The sequence below is a fragment of the Streptomyces fildesensis genome (assembly GCF_016107395.1).
Lineage (GTDB): Bacteria > Actinomycetota > Actinomycetes > Streptomycetales > Streptomycetaceae > Actinacidiphila > Actinacidiphila fildesensis.
In genome coordinates this window covers 18,147-35,744 of sequence record NZ_JAAIKO010000027.1, presented here as the reverse complement: position 1 = coordinate 35,744, position 17,598 = coordinate 18,147, and the positions used below count along the sequence as shown (strand labels likewise).

The window sequence follows — 17,598 nt, the reverse complement described above, 5'->3', positions numbered from 1 at the left end:
TGTCTCGGTGCCGCTCAACCGGCCAGGGGGCTGTCGTAGAGGTCGTAGCTGCGTTCGCCGTGGTAGCGGTCGAGGACCTCGCCGAGCAGCCAGTCCACCTCGTCCCGGGTGCGTTCCGGGACGGGCAGCCCCAGCCGCCGGGCGATCCGGGCGAGCGCGGCCGTCGGCCAGGACGGGTCGGCCAGGAACGGCGAGCCGCCCCCCAGTTGTTCGCGCCATACGTTGAGGACGGCGGATCCCGCGAGCACCAGGGCGTACCGGTCGGCGAGCGCGTAGGCGTGCGGGCTGGCCAGTACGGTGCGGTCCTCGGGCGGCATCTCCGTGCACTCGCCCTGCAGTTCGCGCAGTTCCTCGACGAGCGAGCAGACGAGTTCGATCAGTGCGGCCGCGTCGGTCCCCCCGCTGCCGGTGGCCCGCAGCCAGTCGTACCCGGTCACCAGGGAGGCGGCGAGCGCGTCACCGTCCGCCGCGAGCGACAGCCGGCTCGTGTCGAGCGGCGGCAGACCCTCCCAGCTGCGGAAGAGCGAGGCGGGGGCGGGTTCGCCGGCGAACCACGACTTGCGGGCCAGCCGCGGCAGTTGGGGAATGATCGTGGCCTGGCAGGCGGCGGTCCCGGCGTGTCCGAGGCTGGTCATCGGCAGGTCGCGTACGTGCTTCTGGAAGATGCCGTACTCACCGTTGCGTACATAGAAGTTGGCGCCCAGCACGATCGAGAGGTCGTAGGTGGCGTCCTGCAGGAACTTGGGCACCAGGTACTTCACCACCGCCGCGTACACGCTGGTCTGGCCGGGCAGCAGATGGACCGCCCGGGTGGCGGCCAGCGCGAGGGAGTCGCAGATCAGCAGGTCGGTGAAGGCGCCCGCCACGGTGGACCGGGCGTGCGGGATCTCCAGTACCGAACGGCCGTACAGCTGCCGGTCGACGGCGAAGCCGACCACGGTGCGCAGCGCCGTGTCGGCGCCCGCCAGCACCATCGCGGGAATGGCGCTGCGGGTGATCTGGAAGGACCGCAGGGCGATCTCCACGCCTTCGCCGAGCCCGCCGACGAGCGCGTCGCCGGGCAGCGGGCAGTCACGGAAGTGGAAGCCGCCGATCTCGCAGCCCTTCACCCCGACCGTGCGGTAGCGCGGCAGATGCTCGAACCGGTCGGCGGGGAGCACGCTCTTGTCGACGAGCAGCACGGAGTGGCTGCGGGCGCCGGCCTCCTTCGCGGTGCGGCTGAACAGGACGAGGGCCTCGGCGCGCCCGGCGTTGTTGATCACTTCCTTGCGGCCGTCCAGCCGGAAGCCGGTGCCGTCGGGGAGCGCGGTGAACTCGTTGCGGACGAAGTCGTTGCCGTGTGCCAGCTCGTGGTAGGCGATGGCCAGCCGGCCGCCGCCCATCAGCAGGTCGGCGGTCCAGCGGCGCTGCTCGGGCGTACCGGCCGCCCACACCGCGACCGCGGCGAGGAAGGACGTCACTCCGTAGCCCAGCGCGAGTGAGGCGTCCCGGCGGAAGACCGGTCGCAGCACCCGGGCGAGGGTGTCCACCCGGGCGAGCCGCCCGCCGAGTTCCACCGGCACGAACTCGTGGTTGAGGCCGAAGCCGGTGAGCGCGTCCTCCGCGGAGGGGAGGAGTTCGCTGCGGTCGTCGGCGGCGAGCAACGCGTCGTGCCCGAAGGGGTTGTCCGGGTCGCGGGGGTCGCCGAGCAGTTGCTCCAGTTCGGCGACCCTGGCCTGGATGGCGACTTCCGCCGGGTCCACCGACCGGAGCCCGGCCGGCTGCGCCGGTCCGGCGTCCGGGACGGGGCCCGGCTGCGGGCGGGAGCTGTTGTCCTTCAGCATGATGGCGGTCCCTCGGCTATCGGGCAGGGCAGCAACGAGAAGAGACTGCCGTCCTGGTACTGCTGGGTCAGCTGTGTGTAGAGCCGCTCGAACAGCGGGTCCTCCGCGGCGCCCGCGGCCGGGCGCGCCTCCAGGCGGGCCAGCAGCCGGTTCAGTACGGCTTCGAGCCACAGACCGTCCTGCCAGAGCCCGCCGGTCCCGCCCGCCTCCGCCTCACGGTGGCTGTGCAGCCACAGTCCCAGGCAGGCGGCCCCGGCGAAGCAGAGCCCGTACTTGCGTGCGTCGGTGAAGCTCTCGGGTGACGCGGCCGCCACCGTTTCCATCCGGCGGGCGATCCTGCGGTGCAGCGCGTCGGCCGCCACCCGCAGTTCCGCGGCGCACCGGGCGGCGCCGCCGAGCGCGGGGTCGAGCAGCGCCGCGTCCGCCAGCCGGGTCACGGAGGCGGGCAGGGTGCCCAGGACGCTGCTGCCGTAGCGGGAGAGCAGGGTGAGCCGCTCGGGGTCGAACGGCGGCAGCGGCCGGCTCAGGTTGAACAGGGTGCCCAACCGCGGGCGGTGGTCCAGCGGCCCGAGGTAGTTGCGGGCCAGCGAACGGAACTGCGCCACCAACGAGTACTGGTTGACGAGGGTGTTGCCGTCGAAGATGCCGACGATGCGGTGGTCGCGGGCCACCTTCTGGAAGCTGCCGTGGGCGAACTCGCCCGACAGGAACGACCGTGCGCCCAGCAGGGATCCCAGCGAGGCGACCTGTCCGTCGATGATGGTCGGCACGAGGTACTTGGCGACGGCGGAGGTGACGCTCAGCTCGCTCGGCAGCGCGTGGATGCTGCGGGTCGCCACCGTGCTCAGCGCCTCGCAGACCAGCAGGTCGGCGTAAGCCTCGGCCAGGGTGCGCCGGGTGAGGGGGAGTTCGGTCAGCCGTCGGCCGTAGAGCACCCGCTCACTGGCGAACTCCATGGCCAGCCGCAGCGCGTGGTCGGCCGCGCCGAGCGACAGCGACGGGCAGAGCGTCCGGGTGAGCTGGAGCGACTTGAGGAGCAGCTCCGCACCGCCGCCGGCCCCGCCGACCACCGCCTCCGGGCCCACCACCGCGTCCTGGATGACGACGCCGCTGATGTCCGCCCCGCGGATGCCGTGGGTGGGCACCTTGGGCAGGCAGCGGTAGGTCTCCTCGGGCAGTTCCTCCTTGTCGAGGAGGAGCAGGGTGAAGCCGCGCGGGCCGCCGACGGGCGACGTTCGGGCGAGCAGGCTGAGCAGCCGGCCGCGGGTGGCGTTGTTGATCAGCCACTTCTCGCCGTTGACGCGGTAGCCGGGGCCGACCGGTTCCGCGGTGAGCTCGCCCGCCATGATGTCGCTGCCGTGGGTGCGCTCCGTCAGGCCGAGCGAGACGCGGGCACCCGCCTTGACCAGCGCACCGAGCCGGACCGCCGCCGCGTGGTCGCCTGAGACCCACACCGACACCGAGCCGAGGAAGGTCTTGCCGTGTCCGACGGCGACCGTCAGATCGCGCCGGGCCAGCATCCGGATGAGCTGCTGCAGGTCCTCGAAGCCGGTGAGCACCCCGCCGTAGTCGGCGGGCACGTAGTAGTCGGCGAGGCCCCAGGCGTCGAGGGCGGCGCACGCCTCGTCGGGGAACTCCTCGGCGTCGTCCAGCCGGACGGCTTCCTGGTAGGAGAAGACGGTGGCAGGGTCGCCCGGGTCCCCCAGCTCCCGGTCGAAGCGGGCCGCCAGCTCCCAGGACGAATGGCGCAGTTGCGGGACCGCCAGGGCGCCTTCCCCGGCACCGGCGCGCCGCAGGACCGTCACCATGGCCGCCGTCCCGGCTTGTGGAACGTCGCGCGTACGTTCACAGCAGGTTCCTTTCGGGTCACTCCGGGCGATGCGTCCGAGGATGTGTACCGGCCCTCGAATCCAGCTCAAGGGGGCGTCCACGCTGTGGGTTGATGAGAAGAATTCAGCCCGCCGTTACCGGCCGGTCCCCGGTGCCGCCGGGATTTCTGCGTCACGCTGGAGGGAAGGGAACCGCGCGGGACATCCACCGAGGATCCGCGGGCGGCCCGCGGCGGACAGCCGGCCGCGCCGACCGGGCGGATACGTGGACACGCTGAGGAGGCGTCGCCATGCCCATGCTCGTCATCGAGGGCACGTACCGGATCACCGGAGCCCGTCCCGACGGGGACTCCATCCGCTTCTACCCCACCGATCCGGCGCACTGGGACCTGGTGGAGGGCAAGCACCGGGTGCAGCGCAACGCGACGGGCGGCGCGCAGCTGCGGCTGGACGCGATCGACGCCCTGGAGACGCACTACATACCGGCGCACGGCCATGAACTGCACCAGCCGGCGCCGTACGCCGACCAGGCCGCCGGGGAGCTGCTGTCCTGGCTGGGCTTCACCGGGGTCACCCGCGACGGGCACGGCACCGTGAGCGCGGCGGAGCCGGCGCAGCTGCCCGGCTACCTCCTCAGCCGCGGCGCCGATCTGTACGGGCGGTGCGTGGCCCTGGTCGGCAAGGGCGCGGCGCCGGGCACCAGCGGGGAACGGATCCGGGTGGAGGCGGCGCTGCTGGAGGAGACGGCCAACTTCCACCAGCTCGCGGAGGGCCTGGCCTATCCGACGTACTACCGGAATCTGTACGTGGATCTGCGCCAGGCGCTGACCGCGGCGGTGGACGCGGCCCGGTCCAAGGGCGTCGGGCTGTGGTCGCTGGACGTCACCCAGTCAGGGGCGCGGATCGACGGCCTGGAGTCGATCACCTCGGAGGCCGTGATCATGCCGAAGCTGTTCCGTCGGCTGGCGGACTACCTGGCGCTGGGCGCGGGAGACCCGTCGCTGGCCGGGTTCGCCGCCTTCCTGGACCAGCGGGGCGACCGCGTGCTGATCGTGTCCCGCGGCCAGTACACCGGCTTCGAGACGGTGGTGGAGGTCTCGGGCCAGACGGTGCGGATGAACCGTCCGCCCGAGGACCTGGTCTTCGACGAGGGCTGAGGCGTCCCGGACCGCGGCAGGGCCGTTCGTGGCCGCTCTCCCGCCGTATCCCGACTGCGGCCGTCACATCCCGCTTCCGGTCGTCACACCCCCGTCAACCGCGGGATCCGTCCGACCAGCTCGGCCCACTCCGCGTCGATCTGCCCCGGTACCATCCGCCCGGCCGACCGCCACTGGTCGGCCAGGGCGGCGTACACCGGGACGTCCGAGCCGTGCGGAATCGTTCCACCCCGGGTGACGCGCCAGGCGGCTCCGTCGTTCGCACCGCCGCTGTCCCGGGCCCATTCCGTCGTTCCCATGACAGGACCAACGAGACCCACCCACTGATCGCCACTGCACCCGGTCACCCCATCACCCGGATGAGTGAAGTCGCCGGAATATCCGATCGGCACACCCCGTTATGCGCACCATGAGCACTGTCGAGCTGACCAAGGACAACTTCGACGAGGTCGTGACCAAGAACGATTTCGTCCTGATCGACTTCTGGGCCGCTTGGTGCGGCCCGTGCCGGATGTTCGCCCCGGTCTACGAGAAGGCCGCCGAGGCGAATCCGGACCTGGTCTTCGCGAAGGTGGACACCGAGGCGCAGCCGGAGCTGGCCGCCTCGTTCGACATCCAGTCGATCCCGACGCTGATGATCGTCCGCGACCGCGTCGCCGTCTTCGCCCAGCCCGGCGCGCTGCCGGCCGCGGCCCTGGACGATGTGATCGGCCAGGCGCGCGCGCTGGACATGGACGAGGTCCGCAAGTCCGTCGAGCAGGCTCAGCAGGGTTCCTGACGCAGCACCCCGACCGCTCGCACCGGCCCCCGCCGTCGATCGCCCCCTCCACATCTGACGACTAGTCAGTTATGGTGCCGCTTGCTGTCCAACGGACGGGAGGCGGCGATGGGGAGCACGCACACGGCGGGGGCCGCTCACACCCCGGACACCGGCTCCGCGGCCGGCACCACGGTCGCGGAGCTGGTGCGCGCGCGGTGGAAGGACCACCGGCCGGGCCTGAAGTACCGCGATCTGGTCCTCACCCACCACGAGACCGCCGCCGCGTCGGCGGCCCGCGCCGCGCTGCTGCGCGATCTGCTGCCGCCCGGAGCGCAGCCGCATGTCGGCGTCCTGCTGGACAACGTCCCCGAGTACCCCCTGTGGCTGGGCGCGGCCGCACTCGCCGGAGCCACCGTGGTCGGCGTCAACCCGACCCGGCGCGGCCCGGAACTGGCCCGCGACATCGCCCACACCGAATGCGCCCTGCTGGTCACCGAACGCGCCCACCTCCCGCTGCTCGACGGCCTCGACCTGGGACCGTCGCTCGCCCGCGACCGCGTCCTCGTCGTCGACGACCCCGCGTACGACGCGCTGCTCGCCCCGTACGCGGGCGCCGAGCCGGAACCCGCGCCGGAGGTCACGCCCGGGACCCGGATGCTGCTGTACTTCACCTCCGGCTCGACCGGCACCCCCAAAGCGGTGATCTGCTCCCAGGGCCGCCTCGCCCACGCCGGGCAGGCACTGGTCGACTTCCTGGGCGTGGTGCCCGAGGACGTCCACTACATCTGCATGCCGCTGTTCCACGGCAACGCCGTCATGGCCAACTGGGCCCCGGCACTGACCGGCGGGGCCGCAGTCGCCCTGACCCGGAAGTTCTCCGCCTCGGGGTTCCTGCCCGACATACGGGCCTACGGGGCCACGTACTTCACCTACGTCGGCCGCGCCGTGCAGTTCCTGCTCGCGACCCCCGAACGCCCCGACGACCGCGACCACCCACTGCGGCACGGCTTCGGCACCGAGGCCGGGGCCGTCGACGCCACCCGCTTCGCCGCCCGCTTCGGCGCCCCGCTCATCGAGGGGTACGGCTCCTCCGAGGGCGGCGCCGCCATCCAGCGCTCCCCCGGCACACCACCCGGCGCCATCGGCCGCGCCGCCCCGGGTGCGGATCTCGCCGTCGTGGACCCCGGCACCGGCCGGGAACGCCCGCCCGCGCGTTTCGACGCCGACGGCCGGCTGCTCAACGGCGACGAGGCGATCGGCGAGCTGGTCAACCGCGGCCGGAGCACGTTCGAGGGCTACTGGAAGAACGAGCAGGCCGTCGCCGACCGGCTGCGCGGCGACTGGTACTGGACCGGCGATCTGTTCTTCCGTGACGCCGAGGGCTTCTTCCACTTCGCCGGGCGCAGCGACGACCGGCTGCGCGTCGACAGCGAGAACCTGGCCGCCGCGGTCATCGAGAACATCCTGGCCCGCTTCCCGGACGCAGCCTCGGCCGCCGTCTACGCCGTCCCTGACCCGGTGGCGGGCGACCAGGTCATGGCGACCCTCGCCCTGCACGACGGCGCCGCCTTCGACCCGGCCGCGTTCGCCGCCTTCCTCGCCGCCCAGCCGGATCTGGGCACGAAGATGCCGCCGCGCTTCGTGCGCGTGACCGCGCGGATGCCGGTCACCGCCACCAACAAGGTCCACCGGGTCGGCCTGCGCCGCACCGGCTTCTCGTGCGCGGATCCGGTCTGGTGGTCCCCGCCGGACGCGGGCCCCTGCGGCGCGGCGTACCGGCCCTTCACCACGGCGGACCGGATGGCGCTGCTCGACGAGTACCGCGCCCAGCACCGCGACACGCTCCTGGACCGCTGACCGGCCGCCTTGCACACGGCCCGTTGTCAGTGCCCCGCTCTACGCTCGACCCGTGAGCACTCCTCTGCCCTCCGCGCCACGCGTCGCCGTCGCACCCGACCCCGTGGGGCACGGCGGGCGGCTGCTGGTGCTGGACGAGGAGGGCGTACCGACCGGGTCCGCCGAGCGGGTGGCCGATCTCGCCGCCGCCATCGCCGCCCGCGAGGCGTCCGGCGGGCCGCGCTGGGTGTGGGCGGCGACCGAGGACCTGTACCCCCGGCTGCTCGACCGGCTGCCGGTACGGCCGGCCCGCTGCCACGATCTGAAACTCGTCGAAACGCTGCTGCTCGGCCGGGACGGCCGGCACGGACAGCCGCGCTCGCTCGGCGCCGCGTGGGCGCGGCTGAAGGATCTGCCGGTCCCCGAGGACGCCCGGGAGGGCGCGGCCGACGACCAGCCGGTGCTCTTCGCGGCCGACCGGCACCACCTGCCGCAGGACGCCGATCCGCTGACGGCCGTCGTCGCCGTGCACGCCGAGCAGCAGCGCCGGCTCCAGGAGGGCGAGCACCCGGGCCGGATGCGGCTGCTGTGCGCCGCCGAGTCCGCCGGATCGCTGGCCGCCGCCGAGATGGGCCGCGGCGGACTGCCGTGGAGCGCCGCCGTGCACGACGAACTGCTGACCGGTCTGCTGGGCCCGCGCCCGTCGGGCGGCGCCCGCCCCAAGCTGCTGGGCGAACTCGCGACCCAGGTCCAGGAGGCGCTCGGCAGCCCGGTCAACCCGGACTCCCCCGCCCAGGTGCTGCCCGCCTTCGCCCGGGTCGGCGTCCAGCTGCCGTCGACCCGCTCGCATGTGCTGCGCGAGGTCGAGCACCCGGCGGCGGCGCTGCTGCTGCGCTACAAGGAACTGTCCAGGATCCACGCCGCCCACGGCTGGGCCTGGCGCGAGAGCTGGGTGCGCGGCGGCCGGTTCCGCGCCGAGTACGTCGTCGGCGGGGTGGTCTCCGGCCGCTGGGCGACCCGGGGCGGCGGCGCCCTGCAGATCCCCCGGCTGCTGCGGTCCGCCGTCGTCGCCGACCCCGGCCACCGGCTGGTCGTCGCCGACGCAGGCCAGCTGGAGCCCCGGGTGCTCGCGGCGATGTCGGCCGACACGGGCCTGGCCGCCGCGGCGGCGGAGGGCGATCTCTACGCGGGCATCGCGCGCACCGCGTTCGGCGGCGACCGCAGCCGCGCCAAGATCGGCCTGCTGGCCGCCATGTACGGGCAGACCAGCGGCGAGGCGGGTCAGCTGCTCGCGATTCTCCGCCGCCGCTTCCCCGACGCGATGGGCCTCGTCGAATCCGCCGCCCGCATCGGTGAAGGCGGCGGCGTGGTCCGCTCCCGGCTGGGCCGCACCTCCCCGACGCCGGCCTCCGGCTGGCTGGACACGGAGGACGCGGACCTGGGTTCCGGATCCGGTTCGGGATCGGGTTCCGACGACGGCTCCTCGCCCGACCGGCGGGCCGCCCGTTCCTGGGGGCGCTTCACCCGTAACTTCATCATCCAGGCCAGCGCCTCCGACTGGGCCCTGGCGATGCTCGCCGCCACCCGGCGCCGCCTCGCGGCGATCGGCCCCGAGCCGCAACTGGTCTTCTTCCAGCACGACGAGATCATCGTGCACACCCCGACCGGCCTCGCGGGCCCCGTCGAGGCCGCCGTCGCCGCGGCGGGCGAGGAGGCCCGCCGCCTGGTCTTCGGCGACACCCCGGTCCGCTTCCCGCTGGAGACGAACGTCGTGGAGTGCTACGCCGACGCCAAGTAGCTTCGCGGTCCGACGACCCGGCTCGTTCCGATCGGCTACCCGGCTACAGCGGCCGCACCGGCCGGGGCAGGCCGATCGGGTTCGGGAACGGCAGCACCTGGCCGGCCAGGACGCGGTCCACCACCGGGGCCAGGTCGCTGAACAGCGCCTGCGCGCGGTCGCCGGACAGCGGGCGCAGCAGACGGCCGGCCAGCCGGTCGGTGTCGTCCTCGATCGACCGGCGCTCGTCGCGTCCGCGTTCGGTGAGGGCACCGCCCGCCGCGAGCAGTCCGCGTTCGCGCAGCCGGGCACCGGCGCCCGCCCATTCCTCCGCCGTCCAGCCGCGGTCCTGCCGGATGGAGTCGGCGGGCACCCGGCCGTCGGCGGCCGCGAGGAGCAGTGCCTCGCAGCCGTCGAGGCCGCGGTCGGCGAGTACGGCCAGATGCGCGTCACCGCGGAACTCACGGAGTGAGGTGGTCAGTTGCCACACCTGCTCCACGGGGTCCGCCCGGTCGGGGAGGGCCCGGTTGGCGGCGAACACCGGCCGGGCGAGTGCGGGTGCGTCCGCCACCATCGCGCCCAGCGGACCGGTCAGCCGCTCCGCCCGGCGCTCCAGTTCCGGATCGAGCGCCCGCAGGGCGGCGGCCGAGCGTTCGACCCGCAGGTCGAGTGCCCGCTCGGGGGTGGTGATGTCCCAGGACGCGGGCAGCGCGCGGGCGACCGGTCCGGGGGCGAACACACCGAACGCGGCGGTCACCACCGACGGCTGTGCGCGGCCCAGTGGGGCGGACCGGGTGGCGAAGTACCCCATCCAGTAGCCCTTGAGACCCAGCGAGCGCCCCATCTCGCGGCACTGCGCGTCGAAGTAGACCACCGCGTGCAGTGGTTCCGTGCGCAGCCACAAAGTCCGTGCCATCGACTCCATGGCCGCACAGGTTACGTGAGCCGTCCGTCAGTTGTCGGACGCGGCGTCGGACGCGGCATCGGACTCCGCCGCGTTCGCCGCCGACTCCGCGTCGCCGACGACCTTGTCGAGGTGCGCGAGCTGCGAACCGGACGGCGTGGGAATGGTGGCGGACCCGTCGGCGCCACCGCCCTTGTCACCGCAGCCGGTGGCGAGCGCGGCGCAGAGCAGCACCGTCGCGGTGACCGCGGCCAGCCGTGATCCCGTGGTCACTTCGAGGTTCCGCTGTTGTTGGCCTGGCACCAGACGAGGACCGACTTGAGGTCCTTCTGGCGCTGCTGGAGCGTCGGCACGAGCGACTTGCGGAAGGTCAGCCGGTCGTTGAGATAGGTCTCGATCTCGCTGTGACCGGCCGACTTGGCGTTGGCGACGCGCTGGGTGAGCCGGGCGACGGATCCCTTCGTGGCGGCGTTCCCGTTGAGCCGGGCGAGCGCTTTGTCGATCCGCGCGTCGGCCTTGGGGGCGCGCTTGCAGACCGCCTTGGCGCCGTCCCCGGTCGGGGGCGCGGACGGCGCGGCGGCCGCGCTTCCCGCCGCGCCGAGCAGCGCGGCGACGGCCGCGCACGCGGCGATCGCCGTCCGGGTGGTGCGAGTGGTGCGCATGGTGTCCTCCTCGACGGACCGGGCACGGTGCCCGGCCGCGGAACGACGCTAGGAGCGGTCTTTGTGGAAACCTTGTGGGGCCTGACCGGGCGCCGTTCCCGTCACCGGTCCGTCACTGGTCCCGTCACTGGTCCCGTTCCCGTCGCCGTTTCCCCGCTCAACCAGTCCCTGCGCGATGGGAGTCCGGAGTCCGGCCGGCCGGTCACGGCCAGCGGGAGCCGTACCTCGAACCGGGCTCCCCGGGCGGCACGGCCCTCGCCGGCCGGCCGGTCCAGAATCCGGATCGTGCCCCGGTGCAGGGAGATCTGCTGCGCGACGAGCGTCAGACCGAGGCCGGAGCCGGAACTGTCGGAGCCGCGCCGGAACCGCTCGAAGACCCGCTGCCGGGACGCCGGCGGCACCCCGGGCCCGTCGTCGTCCACGGTGAGCACGACGAACGGACCGGCGACCTCACCCGGCCCGTGCCCGTCCTCCCCGGCGCTCAGCGTCACGTCGACCGCGCCGCCCCCGTGCGTCAGCGCGTTCACGATCAGGTTGTCGACGGCCGAGCGCAGCCCCGGTTCCCACCCGTGGACCAGGAGCCCGGGCCCGCTCCGCACGGTCAGTGCCGTGCCCGGCCGGCTGCCGCGCAGCGCGGCGGCGGCGGACTCCACGACCTCGGCGAGATCGACGGGCCCGAAGGCGTCGGCCTCCACGAGGTCGCCCTGCGCCAGCGCCCGCAGCATCACCAGCAGGCCGAGCAGCCGGGCGTGCTCCCGGCTCAGGTCCGCCACGATCTCGGCCCGTTCGGCGGGGTCAAGGCCGGGGTGGCCGCCCAGTACGTCCAGGTTGATCCGCATGCTCATCAGCGGGGTCCGCAGTTCGTGCGAGGCCGCGGCGGAGAAGGAGCGGGCCGTGGCGAGCGCCTCGGCGGTGCGCGCGGCCTGTTCGTCGTAGCGGGACAGCACCGTCCGCAGCGTCAGCGCCAGGTCGTCGACCTCCGCGATCCTGGACGGCTCGTGGTCGAGCCGGGCCGCGCTGGTGCCCGGGTCGAGGCCGGCGGCCCGCCGCTGGAGCCTGCGCAGCGGGCGTACGGCGGCGGTGGCGGCGAGCCAGGTGACGGCCGCGGCCAGCGGCGCGCCCAGCAGCGCCACCATCACCACCCGCCGCCGCACGAGCTGGATCTGCGACTGGCTCGCGGTGTCCGGCGAGAAGATCCACAGGGTGCCGGTCGCCGCCGGGCGCTTGGCGACCACCGGCACCGACAGCACCCGCCAGCTCCGCTGCCCGTCGCGGACGGTGACCGGCCGGCGGGCGTCGGCGGGCAGCGTGAAGGACGCGCCGGGCTGCGGCCCGCCGGTCACGGTGCCATCCGGGCCGATGAGCCGGATGCCGACGTCCAGCGCCGAGGTGAACAGCCGCTTCTCCTTGGCCTGCTCGGCGGCGGCCGACCGGTCCGCCGCGGTGACCCGCAGCAGGTTGCGGGCGTCCTGCGCCATCGCCGCCGCGCGTTCCCGCAGATGGGCGTCGGCCTGGGCGTGCAGATCGTTCGCGACCAGCCGCACCAGCAGCCAGCCCGACGCGAGCACGAGGAGGGGAACGAGCACGCCGACGGCGATCGCGATCCGCGTCGACAGCCGCATGGTCATCGCGCGCCCTCCGCCGGGCTGTCGCGCAGCACGAAGCCGACCCCGCGCACCGTGTGCACGATCCGCGACCGGCCACCGGCCTCCAGTTTGCGGCGCAGATAGCTCACGAAGGTGTCGACGGCATCGGTCCGCACGTCGAAGTCGTAGCCCCAGACCCGGTCGAGCAGCTGGTCGCGGGTGAGCACGATCCCCGCGTTGCGGGCCAGGGTCTCCAGCAGCTCGAACTCACGGCGGGTGAGGTGCAGCTCGGTGCCGTCGAGGTGTGCGGTGCGGGCCGCCGGGTCGAGCAGCAGGCCGCCGGCGCGCACGGTGTCCGTCCGCCGGGGCGGGCGGCGGCGCAGCAGCGCGTGCAGCCGCAGCACCAGCTCGTCGAGGGCGAACGGCTTGACGAGGTAGTCGTCGCCGCCCGCCTGCAGCCCGGCGACCCGGTCGGCGACCTCGTCCAGGGCCGACAGCATCAGCACCGGTATGTCGTTGCCGTCCTCGCGCAGCGTCCGGCACACCTCGATACCGCTGATGCCGGGCATGGAGATGTCCAGCACCACCACGTCCGGCGGGTCGTCGCGCAGCCCGGCGAGCGCCGCCCGCCCGCCGTCCGCCTCGGTGACGCGGAAGCCGTCCAGGCGCAGGCCGCGGCCCAGCGAGCGGCGGATCGCCGCGTCGTCGTCGACGACGAGGACCCGCCCCCGACCTGCCGGATCGACCCGTGGTTCCACCATGGGACCGCACCATACTCCCGGCCGCTGTGACCACCGGCCGCAGCTCGGGCCGGCGCGGAGCAGGCGCTCAGAGCACGCGGCGCCGCATCAGCGCGGCGAGCACCAGGACACCGGGGATCAGCGGCAGCCAGACCGTCACGAGCCGGTAGCCGAGGACGGCCGACGTGGCCACGACGGCCGAGGCGCCGGCGGTCACCAGGGTGAAGGCCAGGGCGGCGTCGAGCGAGCCGAGGCCGCCGGGGGCGGGCAGCCAGGCCGCGGCGGTGCTCGCGAAGAGGTACGCGAGGACGACTCCGCTGACCGGCACGGGAGCGTTCAGCGCCTGGATCACCGCCACCAGCACGGTCGCGTGCATCACCGGGAAGGCCAGCGATCCGCCCCACAGGGCCGCGACCCGTGCCGACTTGCAGTGCAGGGCCCGCACATCGACCACCATCGTGCCGAAGAAGGTGCGCACCCGGTCCCGGACCCGGCCGGCGAGGAGCAGCAGCAGCGCGCCGGCCACGGCGCAGCCCGCCACCACCGACACGATGACGACGGGGTGGGCGGGGCCGGCCGGGGTGACCCGGTCGACCTTGAGCGCGTGCGGGAAGACGGCGAGCAGTATCAGCAGCATGCCGACGCGTACCACCGCGGCGGCCACGGCACGTACCCCCAGGGCGGCGGCCGAGCGGCCCGGTGGCAGTCCGCGGCGCAGCAGGAACCGCAGGTTGACGGCGTTGCCGCCGACTCCGGCCGGCAGCAGGTGGTTGGCGGCGGACGCGGCGAACTGGGTGGCGAGCAGCCGTCCCGGCGGCAGCGACTCCACCACCGCGCCCTGCTGGGCGGTGGCCGAGCAGATCCAGGTCATGACGGCGGCGGCGGCCGCGACGGCCAGCCACTGGCGGTCGGCGGCGCCGAGCTGGTCGGCGCTGGAGTCGATCAGCGACCAACGGCGGCCCGCGAGCACCGCGAGGGCGAGTACGGGGATCAGGACGGCCATGGAGCGTACCGAGGTCCGCTGCCACCCGCCCTGCCACTTGACCCGTTCAGCCTGGGCAAGCGTCATGGCCCCTCCTCGGTACAGGTGGTCTCGATACAGCGACAATGCGGTTACGGCGATGCGGCGATCCGCCCAGCGTAAGCGTGTCCCGGCACCCGGACTCCCGCACGACCGGCTGCCGGGCGGGCTGTGCGCGTTCCCGCCACTGCGTCAATTCATGCCCCGCACACGGAAAGAGCGGGGGTCCGCGGGCCGAACACTCCGTGAAGGAGTACTCCCGCTCCCACCGCCAAAGGGGTGACGCACCTGCGGAAACGCACCCGCGGAAACGCAAAGCCGGGCGGGGCCCCCTGCTCCCCGCCCGGCGGTCTGCGACCGGTGGCCTCACGGCCCCGGTTCCGGTTCTGCTACTTCAGCTCGATCTGGAAGACCTTGTCCGCGCCGTCGGCGGCGTTGCCGTTGTTGTCGCAGTTGGTCGTGGAGAGCCACAGCGCGCTCTTGCCGGGGATCTTCTCGACGGTCCGCAGCCGGCCGTACTGGTTGACGTAGTACGCCGCCGGAGTGCCCGCGGTGGTCCCGCTGACCGGGATGCGCCACAGCCGCTGGCCCTTCAGCGCCGCCATGTAGATGGCGCCGTCGGAGTAGGCGATGTCACTGGGCGACGCCTGGGCGACCGCCCACTGCGCCTTCGGGTTGGTCATGCCGGAGGTGGAGCACTTGCCCTCACAGGTGGGCCAGCCGTAGTTGGCGCCCGGCGTGATCAGATTCAGTTCGTCGTACTTGGAGTTGCCGAACTCGGCCTCCCACAGCCGGCCCTGCGGGTCCCAGGTGATGCCCTGCGGGTTGCGGTGGCCGTAGGAGTAGATGAGCGTCCCGAACGGGTTGCCCGGGGCGGCCTTGCCCGCGGTGGTCATCCGCAGGATCTTGCCGTTGAGGGAGTTCTTGTCCTGCGCGAGGTCGGGGGTCTGGGCCTCGCCCGTGGTGGCGTAGAGGTAGCCGTCGGGGCCGAACTTGAGGCGCCCGCCGTTGTGGTACTTGCTCTTCTTGATGCCGCCGACGAGCTGGGTGTAGCCGCTCAGCGTCGAGCCGTCGTAGGTCATCCGGACGATCCGGTTGCCCTCCGAGGCGGTGTGCATGATGTAGACGTAGTGGTCGCTGCTCCAGTTGGGCGAGACCGCGATACCGAGGAGGCCGCCCTCACCGTCGGTGGTGACCGCGTTCGGTACGGTGCCGATCTGGGTCCGCGCACCGGCCTGGGTGAGCTTGAAGACCTTGAACGAGTCGCGCTCGGTGATGAGCGCGGAGCCGTCGGGCAGCCAGCTCATGCCCCAGGGGATCGTCCAGCCGGTGGAGACGGTCTTGATGCTGGAGGGGGTCTTGTCGCTGCCGCTGTCGGGCAGGGTCTTCGCCGTGACCTGGTTGCTGGCCGGCGAGACGTTGCCCGCCGCGTCCTTGGCCTTGACGGTGAAGGTGTACGAGGTGTCGGCGGCGAGTCCGGAGACGGTGGCCGTGGTGCCGGTGACGTCGGGGAGGATGACGTCCGTGCCGTTGTAGACGTCGTACCCGGTCACGCCCGTGTCGTCGGTCGCGGCCGTCCACTTGAGCGAGGCGCTGCCGGAGGTCGTCCCGGTGACGGCCAGCCCGCCGGGCGCGGTGGGCGGCCGGGTGTCAGAGCTGGGCGGAGTGGTGACGGTGGCCAGGTTGCTGGCCGGGGAGACGTTGCCCGCCGCGTCCCGTGCGAAGACGGTGAAGCGGTACGCGGTGTTGGGGGTCAGCCCGGTGACGTTCTTGGTGGTGGCGGTGCCGGCCGCCTCCGCGATCTTGTTGCCGTCGTTGTAGATGTCGTACGCGGCGACGCCCGTGTCGTCCGTCGAGGCGTTCCAGGCGAGCGCGGCACTGGTCGGCGTCGAGCTGGTGGAGTGCAGGTTGCCCGGGGTGGTGGGGGGCTGGGTGTCGGCGCTGCCGCCGCCGAAGACCTGGAACTCCTGCAGCGAGTAGCCCATGGTGGGCCGGCAGCGGGCGGTGCCGGTGGTGCGGACGTAGCGGGCGGTTCCACTGACCGCGAGGTCGTCGGTGCCGCCGTCGCCCGTGGTGGTGGAGTAGACGCTCTTCCAGGTGCTGCCGTCGGTCGAGAACTCGACCTTGTACGCCGTGGCGCAGGACAGGTCCCAGACCAGCTTGACCGAGCTGATGGTGGCCGCTGTGCCCAGATCGACCCTGATCCACTGGGGGTCGACGTTTCTGACGCTCGCCCAGCGGGTCGCGGTGTCGCCGTCGAACGCGAGCTTCGCGGCGTATCCGGTGCCGCCGTCGGACGACGAGGTGGCGGGCTTGCCCTGGCTGAGCAGCACGGGAGCGGCACTGCCTGTTCCGGCGACGGCCACGAGCAGTCCGGCGGCGGTGGCCGTGACCGCCCCGGTGGCGATCAGGGCTCTCGGGGTGAATCGGCGAGGGGTGGGGGGCCTCGGCATTGCGCGTCCTCCTACGGAATCCGTGCTCGGCCCAGTACTTGATCAAGGCATGACAAGTCACAGTCGAACTGCGGCGGATGGGCCGAACCTCTACCGCACAGGACGGTAAAGAAACCTTCCAATTGCGTCAATAGATCGGACCAGTTGAGCCCGATTGTTCGATGAACCGAGGGGAGTTCGTTACGCGCATCGACAGCCCTGATGACACATCGGACGTTCAGGGAGAGCGCTCCCCAGCCGGCCGGGAAGCCCGGCCGGCTGGACGAAGCGCCACGCGCTACGCGGGCCGCGGGAGTTCCGCCGCGAAGAGCTCCTGGACGCGGATCCAGGCGTCGTCCGCGGCCTCCTTGCGGTACGAGTCACGGACGTCGCAGAAGAACCCGTGCGGGATCCCGGGGTAGACGATGATCTCGTGCCGCACGCCGGCCTCCGCCAGCCGGGCGCCGATCGCGGCACGGTCCGCGGCGGGGACGGCGTGGTCCTCGTCACCGACGAAGAAGGCCAGCCGGCCGCCGTGCTCGGCGATGCCCTCGGTGAGCGTGAGGGTCGGCCCCGGGCGGCCGAGTCCGATGTCGGAGCTGGCGAGCCAGCCGGCGTAGAAGACCGCGGTCGCCGCGAGATCGAACTGAGTGGCGGCCAGATAGGCGAGATGGCCGCCGAAGCTGAAGCCGATCATCCCGACGGACGGGGCAGCGAGCTCCGCGCCCCGCAGATGGTCCACGGCCGCGCGGATGTCCTCGACGGCCCCCTCGCGGGTGAGCCCGCCGCTGAGTTCGAGTCCCTTGACGCGGCCGTCCGGGTCGTCGGTGAAGTCGATGCCCGTTCCGGCCCGGTGGTAGAAGTCGGGAACGATGACGGTGTAGCCGAGACGGGCGATCCGCTCCGCGACGTCACGGATGTGCGCGGTCAGCCCGAAGATCTCGAAGCCGACGACCACACCCGGGTAACGGCCGGGGGCCTGCGGCCGGACCAGGTGGGCGCCCATGGAGCCGTCGCCGGACGGAATGGTGATGCTTTCCCTGACGATCTCGAATTCCATGATCCAAGCCT

15 protein-coding genes are annotated in these 17,598 nt (G+C 73.0%); 4 read left to right on the top strand and 11 right to left on the bottom strand.

Going from position 1 to position 17,598, the window contains the following annotated elements; translation table 11 throughout:
- Positions 1 to 14: 14 nt before the first annotated feature.
- Positions 15 to 1,823 carry an acyl-CoA dehydrogenase family protein gene (locus tag C6N31_RS27995; RefSeq protein ID WP_198358519.1) on the bottom strand — a complete coding sequence of 603 codons (1,809 nt, stop codon included), beginning with the start codon at positions 1,821 to 1,823 and terminating at the stop codon, positions 15 to 17.
- Entirely contained in the window at positions 1,817 to 3,631 is a 1,815-nt protein-coding gene (locus C6N31_RS27990) for an acyl-CoA dehydrogenase family protein (protein WP_138354166.1), read from the bottom strand. The genes C6N31_RS27995 and C6N31_RS27990 overlap by 7 nt, the downstream gene beginning before the upstream one ends.
- 311 nt (positions 3,632 to 3,942) lie before the next feature.
- Here C6N31_RS27990 and C6N31_RS27985 point away from each other — a divergent pair, with 311 nt between their 5' ends.
- On the top strand, positions 3,943 to 4,809 hold the full coding sequence (locus tag C6N31_RS27985; RefSeq protein ID WP_138354167.1) for a thermonuclease family protein: 867 nt from the start codon (positions 3,943 to 3,945) through the stop codon (positions 4,807 to 4,809).
- An 83-nt stretch (positions 4,810 to 4,892) separates the two neighbouring features.
- On the opposite strand, the gene C6N31_RS27980 is transcribed toward C6N31_RS27985, so the two are convergent.
- Positions 4,893 to 5,108, bottom strand: coding sequence for a hypothetical protein (locus C6N31_RS27980; protein ID WP_138354168.1), 216 nt, complete (start codon positions 5,106 to 5,108; stop codon positions 4,893 to 4,895).
- A gap of 110 nt (positions 5,109 to 5,218) precedes the next feature.
- On the opposite strand from C6N31_RS27980, the gene trxA reads away from it, so the two are divergent.
- From trxA to C6N31_RS27965, 3 genes are all read left to right on the top strand, one after another.
- Positions 5,219 to 5,587, top strand: coding sequence for a thioredoxin (gene trxA / locus C6N31_RS27975; RefSeq protein WP_138354169.1), 369 nt, complete (start codon positions 5,219 to 5,221; stop codon positions 5,585 to 5,587).
- Positions 5,588 to 5,695: 108 nt separating this feature from the next.
- Positions 5,696 to 7,426, top strand: coding sequence for an AMP-binding protein (locus tag C6N31_RS27970; protein WP_138354170.1), 1,731 nt, complete (start codon positions 5,696 to 5,698; stop codon positions 7,424 to 7,426).
- Positions 7,427 to 7,478: 52 nt separating this feature from the next.
- A complete protein-coding gene (locus C6N31_RS27965; protein WP_138354171.1) occupies positions 7,479 to 9,203 on the top strand; it encodes a bifunctional 3'-5' exonuclease/DNA polymerase in 1,725 nt (574 codons plus the stop codon).
- A 43-nt stretch (positions 9,204 to 9,246) separates the two neighbouring features.
- Here the strand turns inward: C6N31_RS27965 and C6N31_RS27960 are convergent, their stop codons facing one another.
- From C6N31_RS27960 to C6N31_RS27925, 8 genes are all read right to left on the bottom strand, one after another.
- Positions 9,247 to 10,098, bottom strand: a complete 852-nt coding sequence (locus tag C6N31_RS27960) for an SCO6745 family protein (RefSeq protein ID WP_232485764.1) — start codon at positions 10,096 to 10,098, stop codon at positions 9,247 to 9,249.
- Between the two features lie 36 nt (positions 10,099 to 10,134).
- Positions 10,135 to 10,359, bottom strand: a complete 225-nt coding sequence (locus C6N31_RS27955) for a hypothetical protein (RefSeq protein ID WP_138354173.1) — start codon at positions 10,357 to 10,359, stop codon at positions 10,135 to 10,137.
- Complete coding sequence (locus tag C6N31_RS27950) at positions 10,356 to 10,748, bottom strand: hypothetical protein (protein WP_138354174.1); 393 nt, start codon at positions 10,746 to 10,748, stop codon at positions 10,356 to 10,358. The genes C6N31_RS27955 and C6N31_RS27950 overlap by 4 nt, the downstream gene beginning before the upstream one ends.
- A 101-nt stretch (positions 10,749 to 10,849) precedes the next feature.
- Positions 10,850 to 12,376, bottom strand: coding sequence for a sensor histidine kinase (locus tag C6N31_RS27945; RefSeq protein ID WP_306665030.1), 1,527 nt, complete (start codon positions 12,374 to 12,376; stop codon positions 10,850 to 10,852).
- Positions 12,373 to 13,095, bottom strand: coding sequence for a response regulator transcription factor (locus C6N31_RS27940; RefSeq protein WP_138354175.1), 723 nt, complete (start codon positions 13,093 to 13,095; stop codon positions 12,373 to 12,375). The genes C6N31_RS27945 and C6N31_RS27940 overlap by 4 nt, the downstream gene beginning before the upstream one ends.
- A gap of 67 nt (positions 13,096 to 13,162) precedes the next feature.
- The gene (locus C6N31_RS27935) at positions 13,163 to 14,143 is read right to left on the bottom strand and encodes a lysylphosphatidylglycerol synthase transmembrane domain-containing protein (RefSeq protein WP_138354176.1); all 981 of its coding nucleotides are present in this window, start codon (positions 14,141 to 14,143) and stop codon (positions 13,163 to 13,165) included.
- A gap of 341 nt (positions 14,144 to 14,484) precedes the next feature.
- A complete protein-coding gene (locus C6N31_RS27930) occupies positions 14,485 to 16,548 on the bottom strand; it encodes a PQQ-dependent sugar dehydrogenase (protein ID WP_198358518.1) in 2,064 nt (687 codons plus the stop codon).
- Positions 16,549 to 16,825: 277 nt separating this feature from the next.
- Complete coding sequence (locus tag C6N31_RS27925) at positions 16,826 to 17,587, bottom strand: dienelactone hydrolase family protein (protein WP_138354178.1); 762 nt, start codon at positions 17,585 to 17,587, stop codon at positions 16,826 to 16,828.
- Positions 17,588 to 17,598 lie beyond the last annotated feature (11 nt).

Excerpts from the sequence above, each read along its gene's own strand:
- C6N31_RS27995 (WP_198358519.1), bottom strand. The coding sequence starts at position 1,823 with ATGCTGAAGGACAACAGCTCCCGCCCGCAGCCGGGCCCCGTCCCGGAC.
- C6N31_RS27990 (WP_138354166.1), bottom strand. The coding sequence starts at position 3,631 with ATGGTGACGGTCCTGCGGCGCGCCGGTGCCGGGGAAGGCGCCCTGGCG.
- C6N31_RS27985 (WP_138354167.1), top strand. The coding sequence starts at position 3,943 with ATGCCCATGCTCGTCATCGAGGGCACGTACCGGATCACCGGAGCCCGT.
- C6N31_RS27980 (WP_138354168.1), bottom strand. The coding sequence starts at position 5,108 with ATGGGAACGACGGAATGGGCCCGGGACAGCGGCGGTGCGAACGACGGA.
- trxA (WP_138354169.1), top strand. The coding sequence starts at position 5,219 with ATGAGCACTGTCGAGCTGACCAAGGACAACTTCGACGAGGTCGTGACC.
- C6N31_RS27970 (WP_138354170.1), top strand. The coding sequence starts at position 5,696 with ATGGGGAGCACGCACACGGCGGGGGCCGCTCACACCCCGGACACCGGC.
- C6N31_RS27960 (WP_232485764.1), bottom strand. The coding sequence starts at position 10,098 with ATGGCACGGACTTTGTGGCTGCGCACGGAACCACTGCACGCGGTGGTC.
- C6N31_RS27950 (WP_138354174.1), bottom strand. The coding sequence starts at position 10,748 with ATGCGCACCACTCGCACCACCCGGACGGCGATCGCCGCGTGCGCGGCC.
- C6N31_RS27945 (WP_306665030.1), bottom strand. The coding sequence starts at position 12,376 with ATGACCATGCGGCTGTCGACGCGGATCGCGATCGCCGTCGGCGTGCTC.
- C6N31_RS27940 (WP_138354175.1), bottom strand. The coding sequence starts at position 13,095 with ATGGTGGAACCACGGGTCGATCCGGCAGGTCGGGGGCGGGTCCTCGTC.
- C6N31_RS27935 (WP_138354176.1), bottom strand. The coding sequence starts at position 14,143 with ATGACGCTTGCCCAGGCTGAACGGGTCAAGTGGCAGGGCGGGTGGCAG.
- C6N31_RS27930 (WP_198358518.1), bottom strand. The coding sequence starts at position 16,548 with ATGCCGAGGCCCCCCACCCCTCGCCGATTCACCCCGAGAGCCCTGATC.
- C6N31_RS27925 (WP_138354178.1), bottom strand. The coding sequence starts at position 17,587 with ATGGAATTCGAGATCGTCAGGGAAAGCATCACCATTCCGTCCGGCGAC.